Genomic DNA, 26,961 nt, shown 5'->3' with positions numbered 1-26,961 from the left:
TTTCCTCCCGCAATATTTTATCTCTTAGTATTTCCGCGGAGGAACGTAGCTAAACATAAAGAAAAACAGCAATTATAAAAATTGCTGTTTCCCTTTCGCATTATGCAGATGTTTTTGTATCAAGTACAGTACCGTCTTGTAACACCAATTTTGGCGGTTCATTATCAGCTACTGTTTCTTTTGTAAGAATACACTTCTCGATATCTTTACGAGATGGAAGTTCGAACATTACATCAAGCATTAAGCCTTCAATAATAGAACGAAGTCCACGAGCACCCGTTTTACGTTCAATTGCTTTTTTCGCAATTTCGATTAGTGCACCTTCTTCAAACTCTAACTCAACATCGTCAAGCTCCAATAGTTTTTGGAATTGCTTAACAAGTGCATTTTTCGGTTTCGTTAAAATATCAACAAGAGCATCTTCATCAAGTGGCTCTAGGTTCGCAATAACTGGAAGACGACCGATAAACTCTGGAATTAAACCAAATCTTAAAAGATCCTCTGGTAATACGTGAGATAAAACATGCTTCTCATTTACATCAGCATTTTTCTTCTCAGAACCAAATCCAATTACTTTCTCACCAAGGCGACGTTTAATAATCGGCTCAATGCCATCAAACGCTCCACCACAAATGAATAAGATGTTCGTTGTATCAATTTGAATGAACTCTTGGTGCGGATGCTTACGACCACCTTGAGGTGGAACGCTTGCTACAGTACCTTCTAAAATTTTCAGAAGTGCCTGCTGCACACCTTCACCAGATACATCACGTGTAATTGATGGATTTTCGGACTTACGTGCCACTTTATCAATCTCATCAATATAAATGATTCCTTTTTCCGCTTTCTCTACATCATAATCAGCTGCTTGAATTAATTTTAGTAAGATATTTTCTACATCTTCCCCAACATATCCAGCTTCTGTTAAAGATGTTGCGTCCGCGATTGCAAATGGAACATTTAAAATACGCGCTAACGTTTGTGCCAGTAATGTTTTACCACTACCTGTTGGCCCGATAAGTGCGATATTACTCTTCGCTAATTCTACATCATCAATTTTGCTGTTAGAATTAATGCGTTTGTAATGATTATATACCGCTACCGCTAGTGCTTTTTTCGCGCTATCTTGCCCGATGACATACTCATCTAAGATTTCACGAATTTCTACCGGTTTCGGTACATCTTTGAATTCTACTTCTTCGTCCTTCGCAAGCTCCTCTTGTACAATTTCAGTACAAAGTTCGATACACTCGTCACAAATGTAAACACCTGGACCTGCCACTAACTTTCGAACTTGCGTTTGTGTTTTACCACAGAAAGAACATTTTAATTGCCCTTTTTCATCATTAAATTTAAACATATTTTCACACCCCTTACAAAGTGCTAACCTCTTGCCTTCGTATGTACACGATAAATGTATCGTATGTAAATACATATTATGTCACTACGTGGCGAGAAATACAAATAATATGACTAGTTATGTACAAATAAAAAAATTTTAAAACTTTTGAAATATGTATATTCGACTTGTAAAGGAACATTTCCTTCTCCATCGAAAAGTTTTATAAATATATTTCTATATTTATAAAACAAGGCACGATTAAAATCGTGCCTTGTTATTTTATTATGCAGCGTTTTCTACTAAGAAGTCTACAGCTTTACGCACTTTAAGATCTTCAGCTAAAGCGTCTACACTTCCAAGAGCTTGCTTGATAGCGTCTACTGGCATACCGTACATTTCAGCCATTTTTTCAACTTCTGCAGTTACTTCTTCTTCAGTAACCTCGATGTTTTCAGCTTCAATGATAGCTTCAAGAACAAGATTGATTCTTACACGTTTTTGTGCATCTTCTTTCATTTGCTCTTTTAATTTGTCAGCGTCAGTACCTGTGAATTGGTAGTAAAGCTCAAGGTTCATACCTTGTTGGCTTAAACGTTGCTCGAATTCACGAACCATACGATCTAACTCAGTGTTGATCATAGCTTCTGGAATTTCGATTTCAGCGTTAGCAGCAGCTAATTCTACTACTTCGTCACGTACTTTGTGCTCAGCTTCGTGCTTTTTGCCTTCTTCTAAGTTTGTGCGAAGTTTTGCTTTTAATTCATCAAGAGTTGCAACCGCTTCGTCTGCTTCTTTAGCGAACTCGTCGTTTAACTCAGGAAGTTCTTTTGTTTTGATTTCGTGAATTGTTACTTTGAATGTTGCTGGTTTGCCAGCTAATTCAGCAGCATGGTACTCTTCTGGGAATGATACTTCAACGTCTTTAGACTCACCAGATTTAAGACCGATTACTTGCTCTTCGAAACCTGGGATGAATGTACCAGAACCGATTGCTAGAGAGTAGTTTTCGCCTTTTCCGCCTTCAAATGCTTCGCCATCAACGAAACCTTCGAAGTCGATTACAGCTGTATCACCGTTTTCAACAGTTCCTTCTTCTTTAACAACTAGTTCAGCTTGACGCTCTTGTAAAGATTTTAATTCGTTCTCTACATCTTCGTCAGTTACAGTTGTTTCAACTTTTTCTACTGCTAAACCTTTGTACTCACCTAATTTAACTTCAGGTTTCACTGTAACTTTTGCAGTGAAGATAAGGTTAGCATTTTTTTCGAACTTCTCGATGTCGATTTCAGGATGATCAACTGGGAAGATACCAGCTTCTTCAATCGCTTCACCGTATGCTTTTGGTAAAATGATATCTAAAGCATCTTGGTATAAAGATTCAATACCAAAGCGTTGTTCGAATAATGGACGAGGCATTTTTCCTTTACGGAAACCTGGTACGTTAATTGTTTTTACTACTTTTTTGAACGCAGCGTCGATAGAGTTGTTTACTTCTTTAGCATCAACTTCGATTGTTAAAACGCCAACGTTACCTTCTAATTTTTCCCATTTTGTAGACATTTATTCTTTCCCTCCAACTATAATAATGTATGCACATACCTCTATAGATTAAAATCTTCATTATCTCTTTTTTGAAATAACAAATACACAAATAACCCTCTAGCAAAAGCTTTCAGATATAATGTTCCAATCTACTAATTGCCCAGAAGACAACTACGGTATATTTTGTTCGAGAATAATATGAAACATATTAAGTAAGAGAATTGCACTTCTCTTCTCTTACAAACAGGCAGATTTCTGCCTTTTGCAACCCTTACATTATAACATAGAATATGCTCGTTTCAAGAACTGAACGATTCTTTTTCATAATTATACGGGCAAATATCCTTCTCTTTCAACACGTAATAACCATTGATAGGCAATATGAAACTCTTCCAATTCGATATTATATGCTGCCATAAGCTCTTCTTCATCAATAGCCAATCCGAAACGCTTTCTTCCAATTCTCTCTAAAACAGCTGACCAAATCTCTTCTTTATCCATTAATAGAGCGAATGGGAAAACGCTAATTTGCAACTCTTTCCAATATGTAACCATCGCTTCAAATATATCGGGATAATTTTGCTCTAATCGGCTTGATAATTTATGTATAATGTTATTGGATTGCTCCTCATTATGACCTGTAAATGCTGGAATCACCTTAATCGTATTTCCAAACTTTTCTACCTCTATTTCTTCTTCTACCTGACTTTCTATCATTTTATACAAAATAGAAGTTTTCAAATAGGGGTGCTGCTCTTCGTCTATTAAAAATTTCTTTAAAACAGGTAATGCAAGATCTAAATCTTTTAACGAAAGTCGCTGAATCGCTCTTAGCTTCTGTCCAAAGTTTTCTCCAAAAATTTCATTAGTAAACTCATCCAATTCAAAGTTTGAATCCACTAGCGATGCGTCTCCCTCATTTAGCATACCTTCTGCAAATAAAGCAAGCTGCGCTAATTTTTCCTTTTGATCAGGCATTATATCTTTCGTTTGTAAAACCTTTTCAACAGTTTCAATAACACCTTCATAATCATTTGTTTGAACTAAAATTGTTACGTACGTTTCAAGAATATCACCAAATAAGACAACTCCTGTTTTAAGCAACTGTTCACATTTATCTTTCGCTTCTTCCATACGTTTTAATTCGAGTAAACAAATAACTGAAGCTAATTCCGTTTGTTCCGTTTCCGCATTATACTGACGTAATATTTCAAAGCAACGCAATGCATCTTCGAATTTCCGCTCTTTCAGCGCTAAAAAACCTTCATCAATATAGCGCTCTGATAGTTGTGGAAACAATACGACCGTATTTTCTTTTTTATCCATACGTCCGCCTCTTTTTCTTGATTTTAATTATGCTCAAAGTAAATATATCAAATGCGTAATGAGAACACAACATCCCTAAATCATTTGTTTGAAATATAAAAATATTTAATTTTTATATTCCGATACGAGTAAATCTCTACTAAAAATTAAAATTGTACAAATAAAAATCCCCAGCAACAAGCGCAGAGGATTCATCATTAATGGAAAGCTTTTATAATTGTGGGGTATATTACAAGGGTAATAATTTGGAGAACAATAATTGCCATAACAATCATGCTAAAATAGAAGATTGGTTTACTTCGCTTCATTAAAAACATAATAATAAGCATCGTACAAGCAAACAAACTTAAGAAGAACAAACTTGTTGTCGAACTAAGTATACCACTTGGGACAAAGAACAATAACACTACACTACAAGTACCTATAATTCCAAATAACCATTCCATTCATTCACTCATTCCCTTTCCCTCTCATAGCTGTTTTCTCTAAGCAATCAAATGTTTCACAACATCGACTACATACGTTAATTTCTCATACGCTACAAATCCAAAAGCAACCGTTAAGCCCGTTACAACTAACCCTTTCATCATTTCTTCCTCCTCGTTTTATCGTTGTTATCTTCATTATAAAAGATTAGCAATTTCTTACCATCGAACTACCTTACAGTTACCTTACAGAATTGTAAGATTTCAAAAAGGGATTGAAAAACACCTCATATCGCTTGAGGTGTTTTCACGAAATTTCTCTATAATCACTTGCAAAATTAGCTTTTTTCTCTTGGTTACTTTTCGGCGAATCGACTCTTAGACTAATAGATTTACTAAATAATTTAGGATCAAAATAATTATGCGTTACTTTTCTTAACTTACCTTCAGATATTTTCGTATTACAAGAAAACAAAAAATGAAAATCATGTTAATATATTTTTGTACAATTAAGAATTTAATTTACAAGGGGGATTATATATGTTCAAAAAAGTAGCTGCTGATGTTTTAGGGTTAAGCGATGTAGGTTCTGTCATTACACCGAAAGATTACGATAAAGTTGATGCTGATGATTACGTGATGCACGAAGATGGAGAGAAAATTTATTTTCTAATTAAATCCAAATCAGATGAATATTGCTTCACAAACAAAGGATTACTCCACCTAGATGGTACAAGCGCAACAAGTAAAAAACGCACACTGCGCCGCTATAGCTATAGTAAATATCAAATTAAAAACGTAGCACTTGAAACTGCAGGAACGATTGATTTAGATATAGAAATTAAGTTTCAAATGGGAGATGAGCATTACTCAATTGATGTTCATAAAAAACATATTGAAGAATTAAAAGATTTATATAAGGCTTTACTTAAAATTGAAGAAATTTCATACGACAACGACATTACTTTACAATATGCACATAAAAGTTTAGATATGGCATCTAATGCTTTCAGCCGTATTTCAAACGCACAAGTAAACTTAGCAGAGCAATTTAAAGAGATGAACGAGATTGCCTTTAACTGGCTTGTTGATACGAAGAAACAATACAATGTGAAAGATTATGGTTTTGTATTTGAGAAGTTTATTAATAACTAATTTAAAACAAAAAACCTTGTTATCAAAAGATAACAAGGTTTTTTTAGCGTCCCAGGAGAGATTCGAACTCCCGCTCCGCCCATTCCGTACTATTTTATATATTTTGATCGCAGTCTTAATATATCTTCTCCTTCGCGAATGCCTGCCGATCCCTTCCTCACATTTTTTACGACAGTCCAATTCGGATTAGTTTCATCACCGATGTTCTGTACTGTAAAGTTGCCGTCACCATATTTCCGTTGACCTTCTGCCAATTTCTCCGTTAAATCATTCTCTTTTGTTCTCGCCATCTTTGCGCCATCTCCCTTTTTATACAACCTTCTTAAACTGTCCAACTAATCACACGTCCAGTCAATTGGAGATTCTCGTTTTCCGCTTCTATTAATTGTAACACACTATCAGGGATAAGTTCCGATAACGGCTACTCAATCACACTAGAATGGTAAAAACTTTTATAACATTGCAAGTGAACAATTAGGAGAATCTGGATATGGATTTGAGTTCTACCATAAGCCTATTGATTCTTTAAATTAAATATGAGGAACAGGGCGCATAAAGTGTAACTTTAATCAACCCTCACCAATCGGACTTTTACGGACAGCCCGACCCCACCTAACTTCTTTGCTTCCGCTGAATTTTGAGTTGGGGGTCTTACTGCCCGGCAAATAGCGGGATAAACGGCGCTCTTTTTATTTAAGAAAAAGAAGTACATATGCAACTGCTTAATATCGAAGGAAAGGTCGCAGATATTAAGAATGAACTACACTTATAACCCAAACATCAATTTTTAGACAAACAAAAACCTTGTTATCAAAAGATAACAAGGTTTTTGTTAGCGTCCCAGGAGAGATTCGAACTCCCGACCGTACGCTTAGAAGGCGTATGCTCTATCCGGCTGAGCTACTGGGACATGGAGCGGGTGAAGAGAATCGAACTCTCGACCAGAGCTTGGAAGGCTCTTGTTTTACCACTAAACTACACCCGCATATGTTATTTTCTTTTCTTCGTTAGCGCCGTTGCCCTATCGACAATATTTATTATATGTATAACCATACATAAAGTCAACACCTTTTTTAAAAGAGGATAAATTTTATTATCCTCTTTTAAAAACTGCTTGTTCAACTAGTTGTCCGTCTAATGTTTCAAAACGAACTTCCATTTGATTTTCATCCATTTCTAATACAGCAAATGTCTTTTCTACACGCTGACGTGGTAATAAAATACTGCCTGGATTAATAAATAAAACGCCGTCGATTAATTCCGCACCTAATACGTGAGAATGTCCGAAGCATGCAACTTGCGCTCCTACTTCTTCCGCATGGTACGCTAGCGTTTGTAATGTCATTTTCACATTATGGCGATGTCCATGCACAACTAAGAAGCGAATTCCATTTACATCAGTTACAATTTCATCTTGAAAGTTAGCATAATCACAGTTTCCTTTTACAACACGGAAACCTTGCATTTCTTCATGAGCAGGCGTTAGCTCTGAATCACCGCAATGAATCATGATATCTACTTTCCCTTCATATTTCTCTTTCAACTGCTGTAATTCCTTCACAGAGCTATGACTATCGCTTACGATTAAAGCTTTCATCATACTCTCTCCCTTATTCTCCTAAAAACCATTCCGGGATTTTTTCTTCTAACTTACGAAGAGCACGACCACGGTGGCTAATAGCATTTTTCTCATCTGAACTTAATTCCGCCATTGCTTTTTTGTATTCTTCCACATAAAAGATCGGATCGTATCCAAAACCATTTTCTCCGCGGCGTTGTTCTAAAATAAATCCTTCACATGTCCCATTTACAATGACAGGCTTTTTATCACCTTCAGGGAAAGCAACTGCTAATGCACAATAGAAACGTGCTTTACGCTTTTCAAAGTCAATGCCATTTAATTCTTGTAACACTTTATCGATATTTGCTTGATCATTTTTCAGTTCACCAGCAAAACGCGCTGAATACACTCCTGGTTTTCCGTTTAAAGCATCTACAATAAGACCCGAATCATCCGCAATTACGATCGAATTCAGCTGTCTACTCAAACTATCCGCTTTTAAGATCGCATTTTCTTCAAATGTTTCACCTGTTTCTTCAACTTCTTCAATATGAGGAAAATCGTGTAATGATTTTACTTCTAAATCAAATCGCTCAAATAACTCAGCAAACTCACGTACTTTACCCATATTTTTTGTCGCTACAACAACTTGTTTCATACTTTCCACCTCTACTCTATATGAGATACGATGTCGCCTAAAGCTTCTTTTTGCATATCAATCAGTTGGAAAATGCCTTTTTCCGCAGCATCAAGTAGTTCATTTAACTGCGCTCTACTAAACGTCGCTTCTTCTCCAGTTCCTTGCACTTCAACAAATTGGCCTTTTCCAGTCATAATCACGTTCATATCAACGTCTGCTTTAGAATCTTCTGCATAGTTTAAATCTAAAACAACACCTTGCTCTTCAACAATCCCTACTGACGTTGCTGCTAAATAGTCTTTTACTGGAATTTTAGATACTTTTTCTGCTTGTAATAACTTCTCAAAAGCTAGTACCATCGCTACATATGCACCTGTAATAGACGCTGTTCTCGTTCCACCATCTGCTTGGATAACATCACAGTCAATCCAAACTGTTCTCTCGCCAAGCGCTTCTAAATCAACTACCGCACGTAATGCTCGTCCAATTAGACGCTGAATTTCCATTGTACGTCCTGTTACTTTCCCTTTGCTTGACTCTCTAATTGTACGTTGTTCTGTTGCACGCGGAATCATCGCGTATTCAGCTGTTACCCAGCCCTTTCCTTCTCCACGCATAAACGGTGGTACACGCTCTTCAATTGTCGCTGAGCAAATCACCTTTGTATCCCCAACTTCAATTAATACAGATCCCTCTGGATGTTTTAAATAATTCGTATGAATATGTATATGGCGTAATTCTGTTTTCTCTCTACCATCTACTCGCATAAAAATAACCTCCTCTTAATTACTACTCGTTAGTATAGCCAATTTTAAATGTATGATATGTATACAATAAAAGAAGGAGAACCCAAAAAGCAATTCTCCTTTCTTACTTAAGTATATCAAATTATTCAAGATTAAAAACTACCTGTATTCACGTTTTCTGGACGATCTACAGGTTTTATTAACTTTCCGCCCTTTTCATCTATAAGATTTGCTTTTCCATTCACTTCAATAGAAACATTTTTCACACCTTTCTTTTCTGTTAAAGATAAAACTAACGACTTCAATACGTAATTTGAAATCATATTTTTATCTGGGTTTACAAATATATTTTCATTAAAGTTTAATGTAAGATTTCCGTCTTGTAATTTCGGATTCGTAATAAGCTTAACGCCTGGATTAAAATCATTCAGGAGCGATTGATGAATCGGACCTTTTACAAGCTCATCTATAATTGCTGCATAATCATTTTCTTTTCCTTCAGCAACGCGGCGCGTTACTGGTACGTAATATTGCTGTTTATTATTATTTTGCGCCATAAAATACAGTGTGACTGGTTTTGTATTTGTTACATCTGCTACTTGTTCATCATCGAAGTTAATACCATTTGCACGGCTCACTCCTTCACCAAGCGGTGTACCACCAACAGGCATCTTTGCCAATTTCTCACCATTTATTTGGAACTGCACTTGTTTTATCTCTGTAAATTGCGTCAACGTCCACGCTATAGATTCAACGATTTGCCGCTCTTCTTCTTTCGCATAGTTTTTCATTTCTTTAGAGAAATCAATAACTGCCGTCCCGTCCTTTTTCAAATCTAAGGTCATCGTTGTATTCGCCGGAATGACTGCACGAAACCCATTCGGTAATAAATTCGTTACTGGTCCATCTTTCACAAGGTATTCTAACGTTTGCTTCACAGTCTCATTTGCTTTCGGAGTAGGTATAGCTAATGTTTGTGGTACAACATAACCATTTTTATCAACAAGGTATAGTTCTCTATTTACCATTTGCCCTTGCTTATCTTTTTTAGCTACTTCTTTCTTCCCACCCTCTGTATACGTAACTTGTTTTGGCGGATCAATTTGTTCAGTTGCTTTCTCCTGATTTATAAAGCCACACCCTGTTAGTAAAACAGCGCTCACAGTAGCACCAACAACCCATTTAAAAGTGGATTTAGGCATGCCATTCCCCCCTAAAATCTAAGTTTGTACTATTATGTATACGAGCCGTTTCACATTTTAGAACAAGCTGTGCCTCTTATATAGTGAAACTTTAATCAGTGGGAGTTTTGTTCATCCCCCACATAACTTCTTTTCTTCCGCTGAATTTTGAGGTGGGGGTCTTACTGCCCGGAAAATAGCGGGATAAACAAAAACTCCTGATTTCTCAGGAGCTTACTTATATGAATTCTACTATTATTCTTTTTCTAAATGAATATGCTTCACATTTTCAATCGGTTGACCGAACCATTTTGATGCAATTTCTTTAAACAAGCCTATTTTTCCTGTTGTTAAGAAGAGATGATCGCTTTGTTCTTCTCCTTCATTCAACATTTTACTATGATATAAGATTGTACTTACTTCACGTGCTGTTTCATCACCAGAACTAATTAGTTGTACTTTATCTCCCATTACTTTTTTAATAACAGGTCCTAAAATCGGATAATGTGTACACCCTAATATAAGGGTATCAATATCGGTACTTTTCAGTGGTTGCAGCGTTTCTCTTACAACTTCGTACGCCATTTCACTTTCGAAATTCCCACTCTCTACAAGTTCAACGAAAGGTGGACAAGCTAAACTTTCTACCATAACACGGTTATTAATAGACTTTAACGCCTCTTCGTATGCACCACTTTTCACGGTTCCAATCGTTCCAATAATCCCAACATGATACGTGTTTGTCACTTTTAAAGCTGTACGTGATCCTGGGTGAATAACTCCTACTACTGGAATTGGTAATTGTTTTTGCATCTCTTCTAATACAACTGCAGTTGCTGTATTACACGCAATAACTAACATTTTAATATTTAAATCTAGTAAATGCTCCGTCATTTCCCACGTAAATTGACGCACTTCTTCTCGAGAACGTGGACCATAAGGACAACGTGCTGTATCTCCTAAATATATGATACGCTCTTTCGGCAACTGACGAATTAATTCCTTCGCTACTGTTAAACCGCCAACTCCTGAATCGATAACACCGATTGCTCTATTCAACTTCATCACCCGTTTTCTCATTCATCATCTTTTATGTTTATCATTATATTTTACACACTTTAAGTTCGCTCACTTCAAATGCTTCTGTATGAAAATTTTCATTTGCCCATGTATAGACTAGGACCTTTTTTATTTTGCTCCTTTTTTTCGTAATTTGCAAGACAGAAAAATAACCGACCTTCTATAAGAAAGTCGGTTTCTTCTATATAAGGTGCATATTCATTGCTCCATCTTTTTTTGAAAAGAAGACATTCCCATTAATAAGAAGAAATGAGCAGAAATTAAAATGACGAGCAAAATAAAATTCAATCGATAACTATTTGTAGATTCCATAATTTTGCTCGCTACAGCTGGTCCAAATGCCATACCGAAAAAGTTAATTAAATTATATAAACCAAGACCAACTCCAACTTTAGCTGGATTTAATGTTTTGGGTATAAATGTGTTTAATGATACTTGAATTGCCGAATAACTCATAAATGTTAAAATAACCGCAAATAAAATAAAGAGTAAGTTCCCATTCGGAATAATCCCTAAAATTAAAAAGCCCATGATCATAACTACAGACGCTACATACATCATCCTCACATTCCCAAACGAAGGAATAATCTTTCCGGTAATAACACTAGATACAATACCAAAGAGAGATGCAACAAACAATACAATTCCAATAACGAATGGAGACAATCCGTGTCCTCTTCCTAACAGTAATGGTAATAATAATAAACTAGCACATAACGCCACATTAATGATAAATCCGACCGCTATTAAACGAAGTAATGGTTTATTTGTAAACAACTCAATATCAATAAACGGCGACTCTGTTCTCTTCATATGAGCCCTGAATAAAAATAGGAAAGCAACAGATAACACAAAAAGCCAACTATTAATATTCACTCCTAATAAAATGGTCGTAATCAATACAAATAATAAAACTGCTCCAATGAAATCAAAGCGAAACACTTCATCGGTATGTTGCGCCTCTTCTGGCATAAATTTTACGAGCAAGAAAATACCAATCATTGAAATAACCATAAATAAAAATAAATACGGCCACCCTAACGTATTTGTAATTGCCCCACCAACTAAAGGTCCAATACCAACCGCTAATGCAATAGAAGAACTAATCATTGCTAACGCACCCGGTTTTTTAGCTGGAGCAACTAATTTTGCCACCGCAATCATACTGAGCGAAATAAACGCTGCTCCCCCGCTCGCCTGCACTAACCTTGCGAAAATGATAATCTCATAAGATTGATTCACAAACCCAACAATAGAACCAGCTACAAATATGATAATAGAAATAATTAATAGCCTTTTTACACTGTAACGATCAGCCAGTTTTCCATATATCATCGAACCAATACCGACAACTAAAGAATACCCCACTACAACCCAACTTACTTTCGATTGACTAATTGATAAATCATTGGCAATATCCTCTAGCGCTACATTAAATAACACAGCGTTCATCGGTCCTAACAAAACAATAAAACATAATGTAAAAAAAAACCATTTCGAATGGTTACTTATATCTTTCCCCATGTGTAACACTCTCCTGATTGCAATTTTAAAATTGTCAAACTATAGATGAAAAATGAAGTTATTTAAATGTTGTATCACCACTAAACAACTTCATTAAATGTATAAAAGGTATTACCTTATCGCGCGATAAAGTGAAACTTTAACCAGCCCTCATCAATCGGACTTTTACGGGGAGTTGATCCCCCACCTAACTTCTTTGCTTCCGCTGAATTTTGAGGTGGGGGTCTTACTGCCCGGAAAATAGCGGGGTAAATTGAATTCGACACGAAACAAGAATGTTGTTCGATATTCATGGAACTATCATAGTTTCAGCATTACAGTTTGTCAACGAAAAATATACAAACTAAACTATTTTAGTCTTTTTAGTTTACTTTGTTCGAAATTTATTATACACTAATTTCGAATCCGATATGAAAAGGACTGGCATGATTATTCAAATTTGCATTTTTTAACTTAATAAAACGAAACGAATACAGAACTTTTATATAGAAGAGACATTATAGGAGGATTATGATGAAGAAAAAAATGTTAGTTGTATTAACAAGTGTAGAAAAATATCCAAATTTAAATAGGGCTACCGGACTTTGGCTTGGTGAAGCTGTACATTTCGTAAAAAAAGTAGAAGAAGCGGGTTACGAAGTCGATTATGTCAGCCCACAAGGCGGTTATACACCAATTGATCCACATAGTTTAGCAATGGCGGAGAGCGTCGATTGGGAATGGTATCAAAAGAAAGAGTTTATGAATCGCCTCGGTTCTACAATGAAACCGAGTGAAGTGAATCCAGAAGACTACGCTGTTATTTATTACGCAGGTGGTCACGGGGTTATTTGGGACTTCCCAGAAAATAAACAACTTCAAAATATTTGCCGCAACATTTATGAAAACGGCGGAATTGTTTCTTCCGTTTGTCATGGAGCTGCTGGTTTATTTCATATTACATTAAGTAATGGGGATCGTTTAATTAGTGGTAAGAAGGTAACAGGCTTTTCAAATGAAGAAGAAAAATTAGCTGAATTAGATCAATTCGTTCCATTTTTAACAGAAGATGAACTCATTAAAAATGGAGGACTTTACGAAAAAGCCGCGCAACCGTGGGAAGCTTATGCTTTAGAAGATAATCGTGTTATCACTGGTCAAAACCCAGCTTCAGGTGGTCCAGTAGCCGAATTAGTATTAAAACAGTTGCAAAAATAATATGTACTAAAAAAGCAGATTTCCCTCTATTAAGGGAGATCTGCTTTTTTACGAAATCATTTGCAAAATAGCAATAACTTCTTTTTCAATTTCCGAATCATCAATTGCATCTATATACTCTGGTTTAAAAAGTTGATACTTCTTCAATTGATAAAAATCAAGTATCGCTTTCTTTAACGTAATATCGTACTGAATACAAAAAGAATGATCTATAATACGTCTTAACATCACATCATCTTGCACCATAAATAATTGTGCGTTCATCTTATTAAAGTAGCCTTGTTCCATACCCGCTTCAAAAAACATTTGCAAATTATGATTACGATTTTGTTGTGCAGCGACTAATTGATCCGACAAATGCGGATATGCTTCTTTCAAATCTTGCAAAAAAACATCCGAAATATATGTCACACATTTTAAAGAATGGATAAATGTCTTTTGGAACCGTTCTGTAAATGACATACTTTCATCTTGATTATCCGCATCACCTTCGAGTAGATAGTTCATGAAATCCTCTACTACCGCCTCAATAATTTCATCTTTCGAAGAAAAACGTTTATATAAAGTAGCTTTACTAATATCCATATATTTCGCAATTTCATCTATTTTCAATTGGCTAAAACTCGCCTTTCTAATAACGGGCTTGATTTTATTAATATAAGTATTTGCACATGCGACTTTTCTCATTTAAAAGAGCCTCCCCTTTTGTCCATACAAAATAGTATAGCAAATTCACGATTAATTATAAATGAAGTCACTATACTCAATACATCTTTTTAGTTTAAGGGTTCATTTACACTATAGAAAAAATGCCCGCTACCTTTATGAGTAGCGAGCACCTTTTCTATAATTTATTTACAGCCCTTTTTATAGCCTTACCCATTTCCACACTAGACTGCGGGTTTTGTCCTGTAATTAAATGTCCATCTACTACCACATGCGGCGTAAAATTGGGAGCTATATAAAACAAAGCTCCTTCTTCTTTCAACTTACTTTCTAACAAAAACGGAACGCGCTTTTCTAAATGTACAGCTTTTTCTTCATCGTTTGTATAACCCGTTATACGCTTACCGGCAACAAAAAACGAGCCATCCTTATTTTTCACACCGACTAAGGAGCTTACTCCGTGACAAACAGCCGCTACAATCCGGTTATTGTTATACATATTCTCAATCAAATTTGCTACATATGGATTACCTGGAAAATCTACAATCGCCCCGTGCCCACCACCAAATAAAACCGCATCATAGTCCGAAAAATGAACATTTGAAATCGGTCTCGTATTTTGCAATAAAGACGCAACGTGCTTGAATTCGCGAGGTATACCATTCGGAATAGACACTCTATCTATAGGTACTCTTCCGCCTTTTATCGACACAATATCAACATCAAACTTAGCCTTTTTAAATAAATGATAAGGAGCTGCAAGCTCTTCAAGCCACAAACCAGTCGGGTGTCCATTCATATCATGAGCACTTGTTGAAACTAACAGTATCCTTTTCAACATATCCCCTCCTTATTACCTATTTATGTATGGAGTGTTCTTATCATTCATATAGCAAGTGAAGCAAACAAAAAAATAGCCGACTCTTTGTATAAAAGTCGGCTGCTTTCTTATAGTTCGAGCTCTCCCATACGAAGAAGCTCCACAACTGCTTGTGAACGTCCTTTAACCCCTAGCTTTTGCATTGCGTTTGAGATGTGGTTGCGAACTGTCTTTTCACTTATAAAAAGTTCACCTGCAATTTCCTTCGTTGTTTTATCTTGAACCAGTAATTCAAATACTTCTCTTTCTCTCTTTGTGAGTAAAGGTTTAGATTGATACGCTTTTTCCTTCAACTGGTATAACCCTCCTTGCTTAAGCCAGAGCTGTGTATGTGTAAGTTGGGTGTTTATTTAGTCAAGATATTGTATGAACGAAATGTGCAGGTGGTGAATGAAAATGGGCTTTATTTCCTATGTTATTTTAGACTTTTATACAGTGCGTACACTCTTTTTATCCACTTACTTTCCAGCGCGCCATATTTGTTCTAGCAATATACTTACAACCGTACCTACAAATAAACCATTACCGAATATATATTGCATAACAGACGGCAAGGATTGGAGTGCTCCAGACGGTAAAAACATAACGCCACTTCCAAATAATACTGCCACTCCTAAAATCGTTACATTCCTTTCACTCATCGGCACTTGTTTTATATTATTAAATCCAATTCCAATTAATTGTACGAACGAAGCCATTAAAACAGCCGATGCGACAGCCGATGGTAAAGATGCTAAGTAACGAATAATACTTGGAAAAAGAGACATTACGACTAGTAACGCACATGCCATTAAGAACGATCGTATATATTTTTGTTTTGTTAAGCGTATAAATCCTGCCGTTGCTGGTAACGGAACGATACCTACAGTTGAAAATACGGAGGAAATGATATGCGAAATCCCTCCAACCCACGTACCATCCTTCAACTGTTTTTGTTCAATAGTTGCTTTATGAATGGTAGCTTGATTAATCGCTATAATAGCTGCCACTGTATTTGAAACTAAAATACATACCATAACGAAACTGGATACTGCCATACCAGTATTCCATTTTGGAAGTCCCCAAGCAAACATTTGTGGAAGTTGTACAAAATGAGTTACTTGAGATGGAACCGTCACTTTTCCTGCAATGAGAAAAATAATCCACCCGCTAATTAATCCTATTAAAACTGCATAACTTTTGATAAAACCTCTTCCAAAATTAGACAGTATAATAACGAACAAAAATATACTAAACGCAATTATCGCTGTAAATCCATCGATTTGAGAAATAGTAGCTGTAATTCCTAGCATTCCTTTTAAAAATACACCACTTAATTGTAAACATAATAAAAGTAAAAACGTCCCTGTCACAACTGGCGTAAATAAAAATAAAATACGTCCTATAAAACCAGTTACTCCTAATCCTATTAAAATAACACCGGAGATTATCATTCCTAACTCTAAAATTTGCAGTGTACTATGCAATTGATCTTGTCCGGCAGTTGCATAAGCAAGTACTGTAAATACACCAACCCAAGATCCAGCTGGTCCATCCGCAATTGGAAGTCTATGCCCAATCCATCCTTGTAAGAAAGAAGATATACCAACTACAAAAAACGTACGCTGCATTAAATAAAATATTTCTTCCGTCGTAAGATGAAATAATCCACCAACGACAATTGGTAGTGCGATTGAATTTGCTAATAGAAATATAAACCATTGCAAAGTTCCCATAATATAATTTTGGTTATGTTGATTGTCCAAAATGTCCATCCCTTCTAGCTTTCCTATAAAAAATATATTGTAAGAATAAAAAAGAAGAGTTCTATATTCACAATTAGAACCCTCCCCAAGGTATTTAAACGATTCTTCTACACAAGATTATTGAATTCCAGCTCATTTAAGCTTCCAACAACAATATTTCCTTTATACACGACTAAACTTTTTTCTGTTTGGCGTGCTACCGCTTCAGCAGTGCATGTCGCATTTGTCAAAACAAAGCTCGCTTCATCCCCTACATTCGGCCATACCCGCTTCCCTTCATTATTTAACGTTTCTTTTCCTCCCGTAATAAAGCGAATTGCTTTTCCTAAAGACCTTTCGTCACTCCATCCAAAACGCTCTGCTAATCGATTTGCCTTTTGAAGCATATCACCTGTTCCAAACGGTGACCAATGATCTGTAATACTATCATTTCCTAATGAAACTTTAACACCTTTTTTATCTAATAACGGAATTGGAATTACTTGTTTACCAATTGGTACTGTTGAAGTAATATCAATATTTACAGCTGCGAGTCTTTCTGCCACTTCTTCAGCCTCTTTATCAGTAACACCACCAAGTCCAAATGCATGACTAATTGTTACACGCCCTCGCCACCCTGCTTCTTCTGTTAAACTTGCCAATCTCTTCATCGTAAACGTTCCAAGATTATTCTCATCGTGTAAATGAATATCAACATCCGCATTAAATTCTACTGCGATATCCATAATTGTATGTAATGATTTTTCAATATCATTATCCACTGTAGCTGGATCTACTCCTCCGACTAGATGAGCACCCATACGCATCGCATCTTTCACGAGTTGCACAGAATTACTGCGCAATAATCCATGTTGCGGAAACGCAACAATTCTACTAGACACTCGATTTTTATATGTTTCTAATGCCGCTAACGTCGCCTCCAAATTACCAAGTCCAATAATCGGATCAACATTACAATGCGTTCTAATATTCGTTGCACCATTTCGCAGTAGTAACTCTAGCATATTTTCCGCTCTATCTTGAGCAGTTGCTAATTGCTTTAGTAAAATTTTTTCTTCTTCATTAAAACGTGTAAAAATACTTTCTGCTGGCTTACAAGCTTTCCAGGGGCCACTATAATATGTTTTATCAATGTGAATGTGCATCTCTTCGAAAGCTGGCAACATCAATAAGTGCTTAGCATCAAGCATTACTATATCTTCTTCTTGAACAACCCCTTCTATAATTTTTTTAATTCGTCCATCTTCAATGAGTAAACTACATAATTCTGTTTCTGTTCGCGAAATTCTCTCTTCTTCATATGTATACCTTGATTCAAGCATTACATTAGTCAACCAATATACTGTCATCCCTATTTCCCCACCCTTTATTAAAAATCACCTCATAACTACAAGTTTAATATCCACTGAAAATTAAGACAATTAATATGATCGTCTCTCAAAAAAAAATGTAATACAACCCCATAGTCTTCTCATAAATTTCCATATAGAATAAAAGTATGCAGTTTGATATAAAAAGGAGTTGATTGGAATATGTCAAAAAAGTTATGTAAATCCGAAACTGATAAAATGCTATTTGGTATATGTGGTGGTTTAGGAGAATATTTTGATATTAGCTCTACTCTTATTCGTATCATTTGGGTTATTGCTGTTTTATGTTTTGGGACAGGATTTTTAGTTTATTTCATTTGTTTATTACTTATGCCACGTTCGTACTAATGGTATCATTTCATATACTTAAGAAGAGCAAATCACCTATAGAATTCTATAGGTGATTTTTTCATGAAGAATATTTCATCGTTAAATGTAATACCGCCACTTCTTCTTCTTCATTTTTATAAACATGCTTCTTATTCGCTTCAAATTGGATGGAATCAAACTCATTTAATTCGTATACATCATTCTCCACTTGAATAGACACTTTCCCTTTCATTATCGTTACAAGCTCAATCGCACCTTCATGATGAGCTTCTGGTTCATATATACTATTTGATCGTAAACAAGCACGGTGCATTTCCATCCCTGTTTCTTTCGTATAACGGAACATCGTTTCTAAATGCCACGCTTGTCCTTCATCTACTGCAAATCCTTCTCCACAGCGCGCAACAGCTACAGGTTCTCCAACAACCATCAATCTGGATAAAGGAATTGATAACCCTTTCGTTATTTTCCAAATGACAGCTAGCGTCGGATTTGTTTCCCCTCTTTCAATTTTTCCTAATGTTAATTTACTTACTCCTGTTTTATGAGCTAATTCTTCTAAACTTAATTTCTGTTCATTTCGAATTTGTCTCAATAACTGTCCAACTTGTTGAATGACTTCTTTCGTTTGTATATCTTCATTTTCTTTCATATATAAAACCACCTTAAAGTATAAAATAGTTTACTTTTATTTAATTAAAGTATATCATACTATACATAATTATTTATTTTCGAAAGGAGTGCTATACTTTATGCGCGCAATTTTATTAGGTCTTTTATCATCTGCCTTTTTTTCTGCAACCTTTATTATTAATAGAGCAATGAATGTATCTGGAACGAGCTGGGCTTGGACAGCTTCCTTCCGTTTTTTATTTGCTCTTCCTATTTTATTCCTTATCGTTTTATTTCGCAAAAACTTTAGGGGATTATGGGAAGAATTAAAAAAACATCCATTAGCATGGATCGGATGGGGTTCCGTTGCAGGTATTGGTTTTTATTCTTTATTAAGTTTCGCAGCTGTCTTTTCTCCAGCTTGGCTCGTTGCTGGAACTTGGCAAGTTACGATTTTAGCTGGTTTACTACTATCACCACTATTTTTCGTGAAAATAGAAACAAAATCAGGTACGAAACTTGTACGTGGAAAAATTCCACTTCGTAGCTTATATGTTGCATTATTTATTTTACTTGGTGTAATTTGTATGCAAGCAACTGCAGCAGGCCATATTACAATGACTCAGTTCATTTCAGGTTTTTTACCTGTCGTATTAGCCGCTTTCTTATATCCGTTCGGTAACCGAAAAATGATGGAACTTGTTGGCGGACGCCTTGATACGTTCCAACGTGTATTAGGAATGGCTATTGGAAGTCTTCCTATAACAATTTTGCTTGGTGTATATGGATTTTCTACTACTGGCATTCCAACATCCAGCCAAATGCTTCAAGGGCTTTTATTAGCATTATGTTCCGGCGTTATTGCAACGATGACATTTTTCTTTGCTACTGACTTAGCAAAAGATAACCTCGCCTTACTCGGGGCAGTTGAAGCAACACAAGCTGGAACGATGGTATTTACCGTGCTTGGCGAAATCATTTTCTTAAATGGTTCATTCCCTGGAGGACTTTCCCTCATTGGAATGATTATTATTATGTTAGGAATGGTTGCAAATAGTATTTTAAACCGTTCTGTTCCAGTCGTTAAACAGAAAAAATCAGCATAAAAAAAGGGTATGGTTCTATAGAGATGAACCATACCCTTTTTTATTGTCCCCCTATTTCGCCTTATCAGAATAGTACTTCATTGGCTGTTTATACTAAAACTTATGTTATAATACGTTTCATGCGCATTAATAGGAGGTAAATTATGTTAAAAAAAGCAATCGCTGAATTTATTGGTACATTTGTACTTGTATTATTCGGAACTGGAGTAGCTGTCACTGGCGGCGGAATTGAAGGAATTGGAACATTAGGAATCGCTATGGCTTTCGGTCTATCTATTGTAGCTATGGCATATAGCATCGGAACAATTTCTGGATGTCACATTAACCCAGCAGTATCAATAGCTATGTTCATCAACAAACGAATGAACGCTATGGAACTTTGTTATTATGTATTAGCTCAAATTTTAGGTGGTTTATTAGGAACTGCAACGTTAGTAACAATTTTAAAATCTGCTAAAACACCTTTAGATAATTTAGGACAAAATGGTTTCGGAACTCTTGGTTTATCTGGAGCATTTTTAGTTGAGTTCATTTTAACTTTCGTATTCATTTTAGTTATCGTCGCTGTAACAGGTAAAAAAGGCAGTTCTTCTTTAGCGGGACTAGTAATTGGTTTCACATTAGTTTTAATTCACTTATTAGGAATTCCGTTAACTGGAACATCTGTTAACCCAGCTCGTAGTATCGCACCAGCTTTATTTGTTGGTGGAGAAGCACTTTCTCAACTATGGGTATTCATCGTAGCACCAATTCTTGGTGGTATCTTCGCAGCTATCGTAGGTAAATTCATTTTAAATACTGAAAAATAGAATTTTCAATATTTCTGAATAAAAAAAGGCGAGCCCTCATTATGAGGAAGCTCGCTTTTTTATTCTTTCATTTTAGACTTTAAATTTGTAACTAATTGATCTACCGTTACATTTGCAAGTACGTTTTCCATCGCTTCTTGCGCTTGCATTAAAATAATTTCTAATACTGATTGAATATTAGCTCCTACTGGACATTCAATGTTGGGATTTTCATGGAAGGAAAATAGCTGTCCTTCTTCTACAACTTCCACTGCTTTATATACATCAAGTAATGTAATTTCTTCTAAATCTCGAGCAAGTGTCGTACCACCTTTACCAGCTTGTACATCAACAAGTCCTGCTCTCTTCAACATTCCTGTAATGCGACGAATCACAACTGGATTTGTATTCACACTACCGGCAATCCATTCAGAGGTACAGCGAGAGTTTCGATCTATCGCAAGTAATGTCAGCATATGAACACCTACTGTAAAACGACTACTAATCCCCATCTGCACACCCTCCTTTTTATTCATTCTATTAAAAGACAACTCTTATTATTATATACTATTTTTAATTTATACATAAAGAAAAAGCATGATTTCAATAGGAAATCATGCTTTTCTCTCATTATTGACGCTTTATAAATTTCGCTAAATCTTTAAATTTAACTTTATCTGAGTAATTCATTACGCCGTTTACGTAAATGCGGCTTGTAACAGCATTTAATACCGCAATTGTCGCCAATAAGACCGCTAATGTTATCGTAATTTCTAGCATACCTGCTTCACCAGCTACAATACGTGAGAAGGTAACCATCGGTGTAAAAAATGGAACGTAAGAACTTACAACAACGATAGTACTATTCGGATCACTTAATGATTTAATACTAATGAAGAATGCAGCCATAATTAAAATCATTACCGGGAAAGATACAGCTTGTAAATCCTCCGTCTTAGACACGACAGCTCCAGCAGCAGCATACATCATCGCATATAGTAAATATCCCGTAATGAAATAAACAAGAAACATGCTGATAACCTTTGCATCTAATTTCGTAAAGTCAATTGGAATACCAAATAGTGAGGCACTTTCTAAATCAACCCAACCCAACAAATATGGAATAAGATAACCACACGCCAATATGACAAGTTGCAATAACGCCGTTGAAACAACCGCTAAAATTTTCGCATACATCATTGTAAGAGGCTTCACTTTCGGAAGCATTACTTCCATTACACGTGACGCCTTTTCAGATGCAATATTCATTGCGATTGTATTTCCGAACGCTACAATAAACATATATAAAGCAAATGTAAAGAAATAGGCAATTCCGAAAGAAGATGTACGATCTTTTATCGCTTCTTGCTTTACTTGAATTTCTGTTTGTAATTGCTGTGCAATTTCTGGTGAAACATTATTTTTGGCAATCGTCACCATCGTATATTGTTGCTTTAAATATCCTGCCATAATTGCGGAAGTTGCTTGGCTTGGAAATCCATTATACATATATGTAATCGATGGAGCCCCACCCTTTTCCGTCACATGGAATAGACCATCTAAATCGCCATCTTCTACTTGCTTATGCAGTTTATCAAAATCATCCTTTGAACCCAGTGTTATTTTTGCTGATGGCAATAGCTTATTTAGCTCATCTTTTTGTACTTTATATGTGGAACTCTCTACTACAACTGCAATTTTATCTTTATCCTTATTTTTATCATCGCCTGAAGTAAAATGATTAAATGCAAAAATCCCAAACACAACTAAAAATAAAATCGCACTCGTAATTAATGATTTTTTAGATAAAAACGCTTCCCTAAAATAAAATGAAAATACGTGAGAAAATTTACGCATCGTTATTTCGCCCTCTCTACAAAGATTTCGTTTAACGTCGGCTCTAACATTTTAAATTGTCGTAAGCTAACACCTTGCTCTTGCAACTGTTGCAAAATCTCGAGAGCTTCCGCATCGCCTTGTACTTTCACATAAAGAAGGCCTTGTTGTTTTTCATACGATACATGTATAGCTTCTAATCCCTTTTCATTCTCTACTGTATCTTCAATCGTTAAATTACGGAAACCGTATTCTTTCTTAATATCACTTAGCTGTCCTTTTACGACTGCTTCACCTTTTTTCAAAATACATACATGTTGGCAAAAAGCCTCTACTTGTTCCATACGATGACTTGATAAAATAATCGTCTTTCCGCTCTGTACTTGTTCTTCAATAATACTAGCTAACATCCCGGCATTAACTGGATCAAGGCCACTGAATGGTTCATCTAAAATGAGAAGTTCCGGATTATGAAGAAGAGCAGCAATTAATTGGATTTTTTGCTGATTCCCTTTTGAAAGCTCTCCAGCCGTTTTAAATTTATATTCTGGTATCGCTAAACGCTCTAACCAGTGATCAATAGCGTGATCTACTTCTTTCTTCGACATCCCTTCTAATCTACCAAAATATCGCAGCTGGTCTATTACTCTACTTTTTGTATATAAACCTCTTTCTTCTGGTAAATACCCAATTGTTACGCCACTATTCCCAAATGCTTTTCCATCCCACGTAATCGAACCTTCATTAGGCGTTAATAATCCGAGAAGCATTTTGATTGTTGTTGTTTTCCCTGCACCATTTCGTCCAAGTAACCCTAGTACTTCACCTTTTGGTAACGAAATTTGTAAACCGTTAACAGCTTTTGATTCCCCAAATTGTTTCGTTAAGTTTTGAATTTGTAAACTCAAAGTTTAAAGCCTCCCTTTTAGTATCATTCGTACTCTCTTTCAAAGACTATGTTTATTCAAGACAAAATATAGCGCTACACTTCATCCTCTTATATGTAAACACCGTCATTAATCCATCATTTGTTCTATTTAGTTAAAATTGTAAATAATAAAGCGCTCTTTGTCAATTATAATTGTCATTTCGACAATTAAACTTGTCAAAACAACTGTTATTATTTTGCTCATCTTTCTAATATAGGACATACTACTATATATATATAAAAGACAATATGCAAATGTTCATATAAAAATATTATATTTTAATATATAATATAAAATGATTTTCTAACATCAAGGAGGATACATATGAAGATGAAGAGGGGCATTACCACTTTATTATCTGTAGCGGTTCTATCTACATCACTTGTAGCATGTTCAGGAACACCAGAGAAAACAGTGGCGAAAGAAGAGAAAGTAAAATTAACAGAACAACAATTAATGGCTGATTTATGGTATCAAACAGCCGGTGAAACGAAAGCACTTTACTACCAAGGGTACAACATTGGTCAATTAAAACTTGATGCAGTTCTTGCAAAAGGGACAGAGAAAAAACCTGCTATCGTACTTGATTTAGACGAAACTGTTTTAGATAACAGTCCTCATCAAGCAATGAGCGTAAAAACAGGCAAAGGTTATCCTTACAAATGGGATGATTGGATTAACAAAGCTGAGGCTGAAGCCCTTCCAGGCGCAATTGATTTCTTAAAATATACAGAGTCTAAAGGTGTAGATATTTACTATATCTCAAATCGTAAAACGAACCAACTAGATGCAACAATTAAAAATCTTGAGCGTGTAGGTGCTCCTCAAGCAACGAAAGAACATATATTACTACAAGATCCGAAAGAAAAAGGAAAAGAAAAACGCCGTGAACTCGTTTCTCAAACTCATGATATTGTCTTATTCTTCGGTGATAACTTATCTGATTTCACAGGTTTTGATGGAAAATCTGTAAAAGATCGTAACCAAACAGTAGAAGATTCAAAAGTACAATTTGGTGAGAAATTCATTATTTTCCCGAATCCAATGTATGGCGATTGGGAAGGCGCTTTATATGATTATGATTTCAAAAAATCAGATGCAGAAAAAGATAAAATCCGTCGCGACAACTTAAAATCATTTGAAGTAAAATAAAGAGGATGGCATTCGCCATCCTCTTTATTTTGCTTTCTCTGTTAAAGGCAAGATAAATACTTCCACACGTCTATTCTTTGCCTTTCCTTCTTGTGTATCGTTTGGAGCAATCGAACGGTATTCTCCGTAACCAATCGCACTAAATTTTTCTGGTTGTAATTCTTTATTTTGCAGTAATACTTGCATAAAATTAACTGCCCGCTGCGTACTTAATTCCCAATTCGACGCAAACTGTGCATTGGCAATAGGGACATTATCCGTATGACCGGATACTGTAATTTCACGAGGTGACGCTGAAACAAGTAAGCTAGACATTTCTTTTGCAATCCCTAAAGATTCTAATTTCACATCTGCTTTCCCCGAATCAAACAGTATATTTTCTAATATTGTCACCATTAATCCCTTTTCAGTTAATTTAGTTTGAAAAGAAGAGGATAATTGTTTTTCATTAATATATTGATCAATCTTTTTTTGTAATGCTTTCAATTCATCCATCTCTTTTTTTTCTTTAGCTCTAGCTTCTTCTTGTTTTTTTGCTTGTTCTGCCTCAAGGCTACTTGCCGATAATTCTTTTTCATCATTTGGCTTTTGATCACTTAAAAATTCTTTGTTACCTGTTCCCCCGGCTAATTCACTTCGAAAAGCAACTGCCATCTGTTTAAACTTCGCAGCATCTATACTACTCATTGCGAATAAAACGATAAACAATGCAAATAACAACGTTAACATATCAGAATATGGGATTAACCACGTTTCATCGATATGCTCATCATGTTTTTTCTTTTTGCCTCTTCTATTTTTCTTACTCCGCATTTTTTTCTGCTCCTTTTTCTAGCTTTTTACGCTCAGTTGCAGAAAGTGCACCTAAAATGCGGTTCTTCATAATAAACGGATATGTACCTTCTTGTAACATTAATAAACAATCAATGATTAAACGTTTTTTCTCAATTTCAGCTGAAGATTTTTGCTTTAACTTATTTGCAAATGGATGCCATAATACATACCCTGAAAAAATACCAAAAATCGTTGCAATAAATGCACCCGAAATAGCATGACCTAACTTTTCAATATCAGTTAAGTTACCAAGCGCAGCTACAAGACCGATAACAGCACCTAAAACTCCTAATGTCGGTGCATACGTACCAGCTTGTGAAAAAATAGCAGCTCCCTTTGCATGTCTTTCTTCAATTGCCTCTAATTCAGATTCCAAAATTTGCTCTAAATCTTCTGCGGATACGCCATCAATCACAAATTTCATACCGCGCAAAAGAAATTCATCTTGAATTTTGTCTAATTGTTGCTCTAAAGACAAAATACCGTATTTTCTACTTTCAGATGTCCAATGAACAAATAATTCTAGCAACTGTTCATAACTTAAATCCTTTTTATTTGAACCAAAAAGAACTTTAAATAGTTTTGGAACCCTTTTTAGTTGATTCATCGGAAATGCAATACATACTGCAGCAAATGTACCGATAAAAATAATTAATGCTGCGGCAGGATTTAATAAGGCTGTTACGTCAGCGCCCTTGACGACCATCCCTACTACCACTGCTAAAAATCCTAAAATAAGTCCAATAATTGTTGCAAAATCCATTCCCATTCACTCCTAGTCTATACAAGAAGTTCTTTATTCTCGATAATCGCTACATCTTCTTATGTATATATATTACATAAAAAATGCAATTCATGAAAGATAAGAAATGAATTATATAAAAAAATACTACAAATTCACACATTTTCTGACATTTTCTTTGCATTTCTATTACGTTATGACTCTTATATTTCTTTTCCAACAAACTAGACTTATAATAAAAAAAGATACATA

General features: G+C 35.5%; 28 protein-coding genes and 2 tRNA genes. 6 read left to right on the top strand and 24 right to left on the bottom strand.

All coding sequences use genetic code 11. The features are described from left to right. Window positions 1-100 precede the first annotated feature (100 nt). The 4 genes from clpX to ACLBXA_RS02085 form a co-directional block, all read right to left on the bottom strand. Window positions 101-1,360 carry an ATP-dependent protease ATP-binding subunit ClpX gene (clpX, locus tag ACLBXA_RS02100; protein WP_000472289.1) on the bottom strand — a complete coding sequence of 420 codons (1,260 nt, stop codon included), beginning with the start codon at window positions 1,358-1,360 and terminating at the stop codon, window positions 101-103. Between the two features lie 264 nt (window positions 1,361-1,624). After that, window positions 1,625-2,902, bottom strand: coding sequence for a trigger factor (tig, locus tag ACLBXA_RS02095; RefSeq protein WP_000105215.1), 1,278 nt, complete (start codon window positions 2,900-2,902; stop codon window positions 1,625-1,627). A 309-nt stretch (window positions 2,903-3,211) separates the two neighbouring features. Next, window positions 3,212-4,210: a hypothetical protein gene (locus tag ACLBXA_RS02090; RefSeq protein ID WP_000358275.1), complete on the bottom strand. Its 999-nt coding sequence runs from the start codon at window positions 4,208-4,210 to the stop codon at window positions 3,212-3,214. 197 nt (window positions 4,211-4,407) lie between these two features. Continuing rightward, window positions 4,408-4,656 carry a hypothetical protein gene (locus tag ACLBXA_RS02085; RefSeq protein WP_001983650.1) on the bottom strand — a complete coding sequence of 83 codons (249 nt, stop codon included), beginning with the start codon at window positions 4,654-4,656 and terminating at the stop codon, window positions 4,408-4,410. Between the two features lie 519 nt (window positions 4,657-5,175). On the opposite strand from ACLBXA_RS02085, the gene ACLBXA_RS02080 reads away from it, so the two are divergent. After that, window positions 5,176-5,790 (top strand): PH domain-containing protein, encoded by a 615-nt coding sequence (locus ACLBXA_RS02080; RefSeq protein WP_000475213.1) that lies wholly within the window; start codon window positions 5,176-5,178, stop codon window positions 5,788-5,790. A gap of 89 nt (window positions 5,791-5,879) precedes the next feature. On the opposite strand, the gene ACLBXA_RS02075 is transcribed toward ACLBXA_RS02080, so the two are convergent. From ACLBXA_RS02075 to ACLBXA_RS02035, 9 genes are all read right to left on the bottom strand, one after another. Further along, window positions 5,880-6,080, bottom strand: a complete 201-nt coding sequence (locus ACLBXA_RS02075; RefSeq protein WP_000124591.1) for a hypothetical protein — start codon at window positions 6,078-6,080, stop codon at window positions 5,880-5,882. 546 nt (window positions 6,081-6,626) lie between these two features. Next, window positions 6,627-6,700: transfer RNA gene (locus tag ACLBXA_RS02070), tRNA-Arg, on the bottom strand. Between the two features lies 1 nt (window position 6,701). After that, window positions 6,702-6,775: transfer RNA gene (locus ACLBXA_RS02065), tRNA-Gly, on the bottom strand. A 108-nt stretch (window positions 6,776-6,883) separates the two neighbouring features. Further along, complete coding sequence (locus ACLBXA_RS02060) at window positions 6,884-7,387, bottom strand: metallophosphoesterase (RefSeq protein WP_000645510.1); 504 nt, start codon at window positions 7,385-7,387, stop codon at window positions 6,884-6,886. 13 nt (window positions 7,388-7,400) lie between these two features. After that, entirely contained in the window at window positions 7,401-8,009 is a 609-nt protein-coding gene (locus ACLBXA_RS02055) for an XTP/dITP diphosphatase (RefSeq protein ID WP_447617094.1), read from the bottom strand. An 11-nt stretch (window positions 8,010-8,020) separates the two neighbouring features. Further along, a complete protein-coding gene (gene rph / locus ACLBXA_RS02050) occupies window positions 8,021-8,758 on the bottom strand; it encodes a ribonuclease PH (protein WP_001261763.1) in 738 nt (245 codons plus the stop codon). A gap of 131 nt (window positions 8,759-8,889) precedes the next feature. Continuing rightward, entirely contained in the window at window positions 8,890-9,939 is a 1,050-nt protein-coding gene (gerM, locus tag ACLBXA_RS02045) for a spore germination protein GerM (RefSeq protein ID WP_001126747.1), read from the bottom strand. Window positions 9,940-10,173: 234 nt separating this feature from the next. Next, window positions 10,174-10,983: a glutamate racemase gene (gene racE / locus ACLBXA_RS02040; protein ID WP_000774005.1), complete on the bottom strand. Its 810-nt coding sequence runs from the start codon at window positions 10,981-10,983 to the stop codon at window positions 10,174-10,176. Window positions 10,984-11,196: 213 nt separating this feature from the next. Continuing rightward, complete coding sequence (locus tag ACLBXA_RS02035) at window positions 11,197-12,522, bottom strand: MFS transporter (RefSeq protein WP_327937911.1); 1,326 nt, start codon at window positions 12,520-12,522, stop codon at window positions 11,197-11,199. Window positions 12,523-13,035: 513 nt separating this feature from the next. Between ACLBXA_RS02035 and ACLBXA_RS02030 the strand changes: the two genes are divergently transcribed. Next, on the top strand, window positions 13,036-13,719 hold the full coding sequence (locus ACLBXA_RS02030) for a type 1 glutamine amidotransferase domain-containing protein (protein ID WP_000728522.1): 684 nt from the start codon (window positions 13,036-13,038) through the stop codon (window positions 13,717-13,719). 48 nt (window positions 13,720-13,767) lie between these two features. Here ACLBXA_RS02030 and ACLBXA_RS02025 read toward each other — a convergent pair whose 3' ends face one another. The 5 genes from ACLBXA_RS02025 to ACLBXA_RS02005 all read right to left on the bottom strand — a co-directional run bounded on the left by ACLBXA_RS02025 (window position 13,768) and on the right by ACLBXA_RS02005 (window position 18,359). Next, complete coding sequence (locus tag ACLBXA_RS02025; protein ID WP_001233010.1) at window positions 13,768-14,406, bottom strand: TetR/AcrR family transcriptional regulator; 639 nt, start codon at window positions 14,404-14,406, stop codon at window positions 13,768-13,770. Between the two features lie 157 nt (window positions 14,407-14,563). Beyond that, entirely contained in the window at window positions 14,564-15,226 is a 663-nt protein-coding gene (locus tag ACLBXA_RS02020) for a type 1 glutamine amidotransferase domain-containing protein (RefSeq protein ID WP_447617093.1), read from the bottom strand. A 107-nt stretch (window positions 15,227-15,333) separates the two neighbouring features. Continuing rightward, a complete protein-coding gene (gerE, locus tag ACLBXA_RS02015) occupies window positions 15,334-15,558 on the bottom strand; it encodes a spore germination transcription factor GerE (protein WP_000659484.1) in 225 nt (74 codons plus the stop codon). Window positions 15,559-15,723: 165 nt separating this feature from the next. Then, entirely contained in the window at window positions 15,724-17,019 is a 1,296-nt protein-coding gene (locus ACLBXA_RS02010) for a purine/pyrimidine permease (protein ID WP_044784568.1), read from the bottom strand. A gap of 98 nt (window positions 17,020-17,117) precedes the next feature. After that, window positions 17,118-18,359, bottom strand: a complete 1,242-nt coding sequence (locus ACLBXA_RS02005) for an amidohydrolase family protein (RefSeq protein ID WP_447617092.1) — start codon at window positions 18,357-18,359, stop codon at window positions 17,118-17,120. A 183-nt stretch (window positions 18,360-18,542) separates the two neighbouring features. Between ACLBXA_RS02005 and ACLBXA_RS02000 the strand changes: the two genes are divergently transcribed. Continuing rightward, window positions 18,543-18,728, top strand: a complete 186-nt coding sequence (locus ACLBXA_RS02000) for a PspC domain-containing protein (RefSeq protein WP_000038411.1) — start codon at window positions 18,543-18,545, stop codon at window positions 18,726-18,728. Window positions 18,729-18,789: 61 nt separating this feature from the next. Here ACLBXA_RS02000 and ACLBXA_RS01995 read toward each other — a convergent pair whose 3' ends face one another. Then, entirely contained in the window at window positions 18,790-19,362 is a 573-nt protein-coding gene (locus ACLBXA_RS01995; protein ID WP_000661914.1) for a helix-turn-helix domain-containing protein, read from the bottom strand. A 100-nt stretch (window positions 19,363-19,462) separates the two neighbouring features. On the opposite strand from ACLBXA_RS01995, the gene ACLBXA_RS01990 reads away from it, so the two are divergent. Beyond that, window positions 19,463-20,428: a DMT family transporter gene (locus ACLBXA_RS01990; protein WP_001201632.1), complete on the top strand. Its 966-nt coding sequence runs from the start codon at window positions 19,463-19,465 to the stop codon at window positions 20,426-20,428. A 143-nt stretch (window positions 20,429-20,571) separates the two neighbouring features. Then, window positions 20,572-21,237, top strand: a complete 666-nt coding sequence (locus tag ACLBXA_RS01985; RefSeq protein WP_000913211.1) for an aquaporin — start codon at window positions 20,572-20,574, stop codon at window positions 21,235-21,237. 59 nt (window positions 21,238-21,296) lie between these two features. Here the strand turns inward: ACLBXA_RS01985 and ACLBXA_RS01980 are convergent, their stop codons facing one another. The 3 genes from ACLBXA_RS01980 to ACLBXA_RS01970 form a co-directional block, all read right to left on the bottom strand. After that, window positions 21,297-21,728, bottom strand: coding sequence for an Rrf2 family transcriptional regulator (locus tag ACLBXA_RS01980; protein WP_000512998.1), 432 nt, complete (start codon window positions 21,726-21,728; stop codon window positions 21,297-21,299). Between the two features lie 118 nt (window positions 21,729-21,846). After that, entirely contained in the window at window positions 21,847-23,073 is a 1,227-nt protein-coding gene (locus ACLBXA_RS01975; protein WP_001224985.1) for an ABC transporter permease, read from the bottom strand. 2 nt (window positions 23,074-23,075) lie between these two features. Then, window positions 23,076-23,960, bottom strand: a complete 885-nt coding sequence (locus tag ACLBXA_RS01970) for an ABC transporter ATP-binding protein (RefSeq protein ID WP_000058118.1) — start codon at window positions 23,958-23,960, stop codon at window positions 23,076-23,078. Between the two features lie 345 nt (window positions 23,961-24,305). On the opposite strand from ACLBXA_RS01970, the gene ACLBXA_RS01965 reads away from it, so the two are divergent. Further along, a complete protein-coding gene (locus ACLBXA_RS01965; protein WP_000782773.1) occupies window positions 24,306-25,133 on the top strand; it encodes a 5'-nucleotidase, lipoprotein e(P4) family in 828 nt (275 codons plus the stop codon). Window positions 25,134-25,157: 24 nt separating this feature from the next. Here the strand turns inward: ACLBXA_RS01965 and motB are convergent, their stop codons facing one another. Then, window positions 25,158-25,946: a flagellar motor protein MotB gene (motB, locus tag ACLBXA_RS01960; protein WP_001256733.1), complete on the bottom strand. Its 789-nt coding sequence runs from the start codon at window positions 25,944-25,946 to the stop codon at window positions 25,158-25,160. Beyond that, window positions 25,936-26,730, bottom strand: a complete 795-nt coding sequence (gene motA / locus ACLBXA_RS01955; protein WP_000344851.1) for a flagellar motor stator protein MotA — start codon at window positions 26,728-26,730, stop codon at window positions 25,936-25,938. Before motA ends, motB begins: the two co-directional genes overlap by 11 nt. Between the last annotated feature and the right edge of the window lie 231 nt (window positions 26,731-26,961).

The organism is Bacillus sp. D48C, from assembly GCF_053345735.1.
Note: the sequence above shows the minus strand (reverse complement) of the source record. Positions and strands in the feature narration are given on the sequence as shown.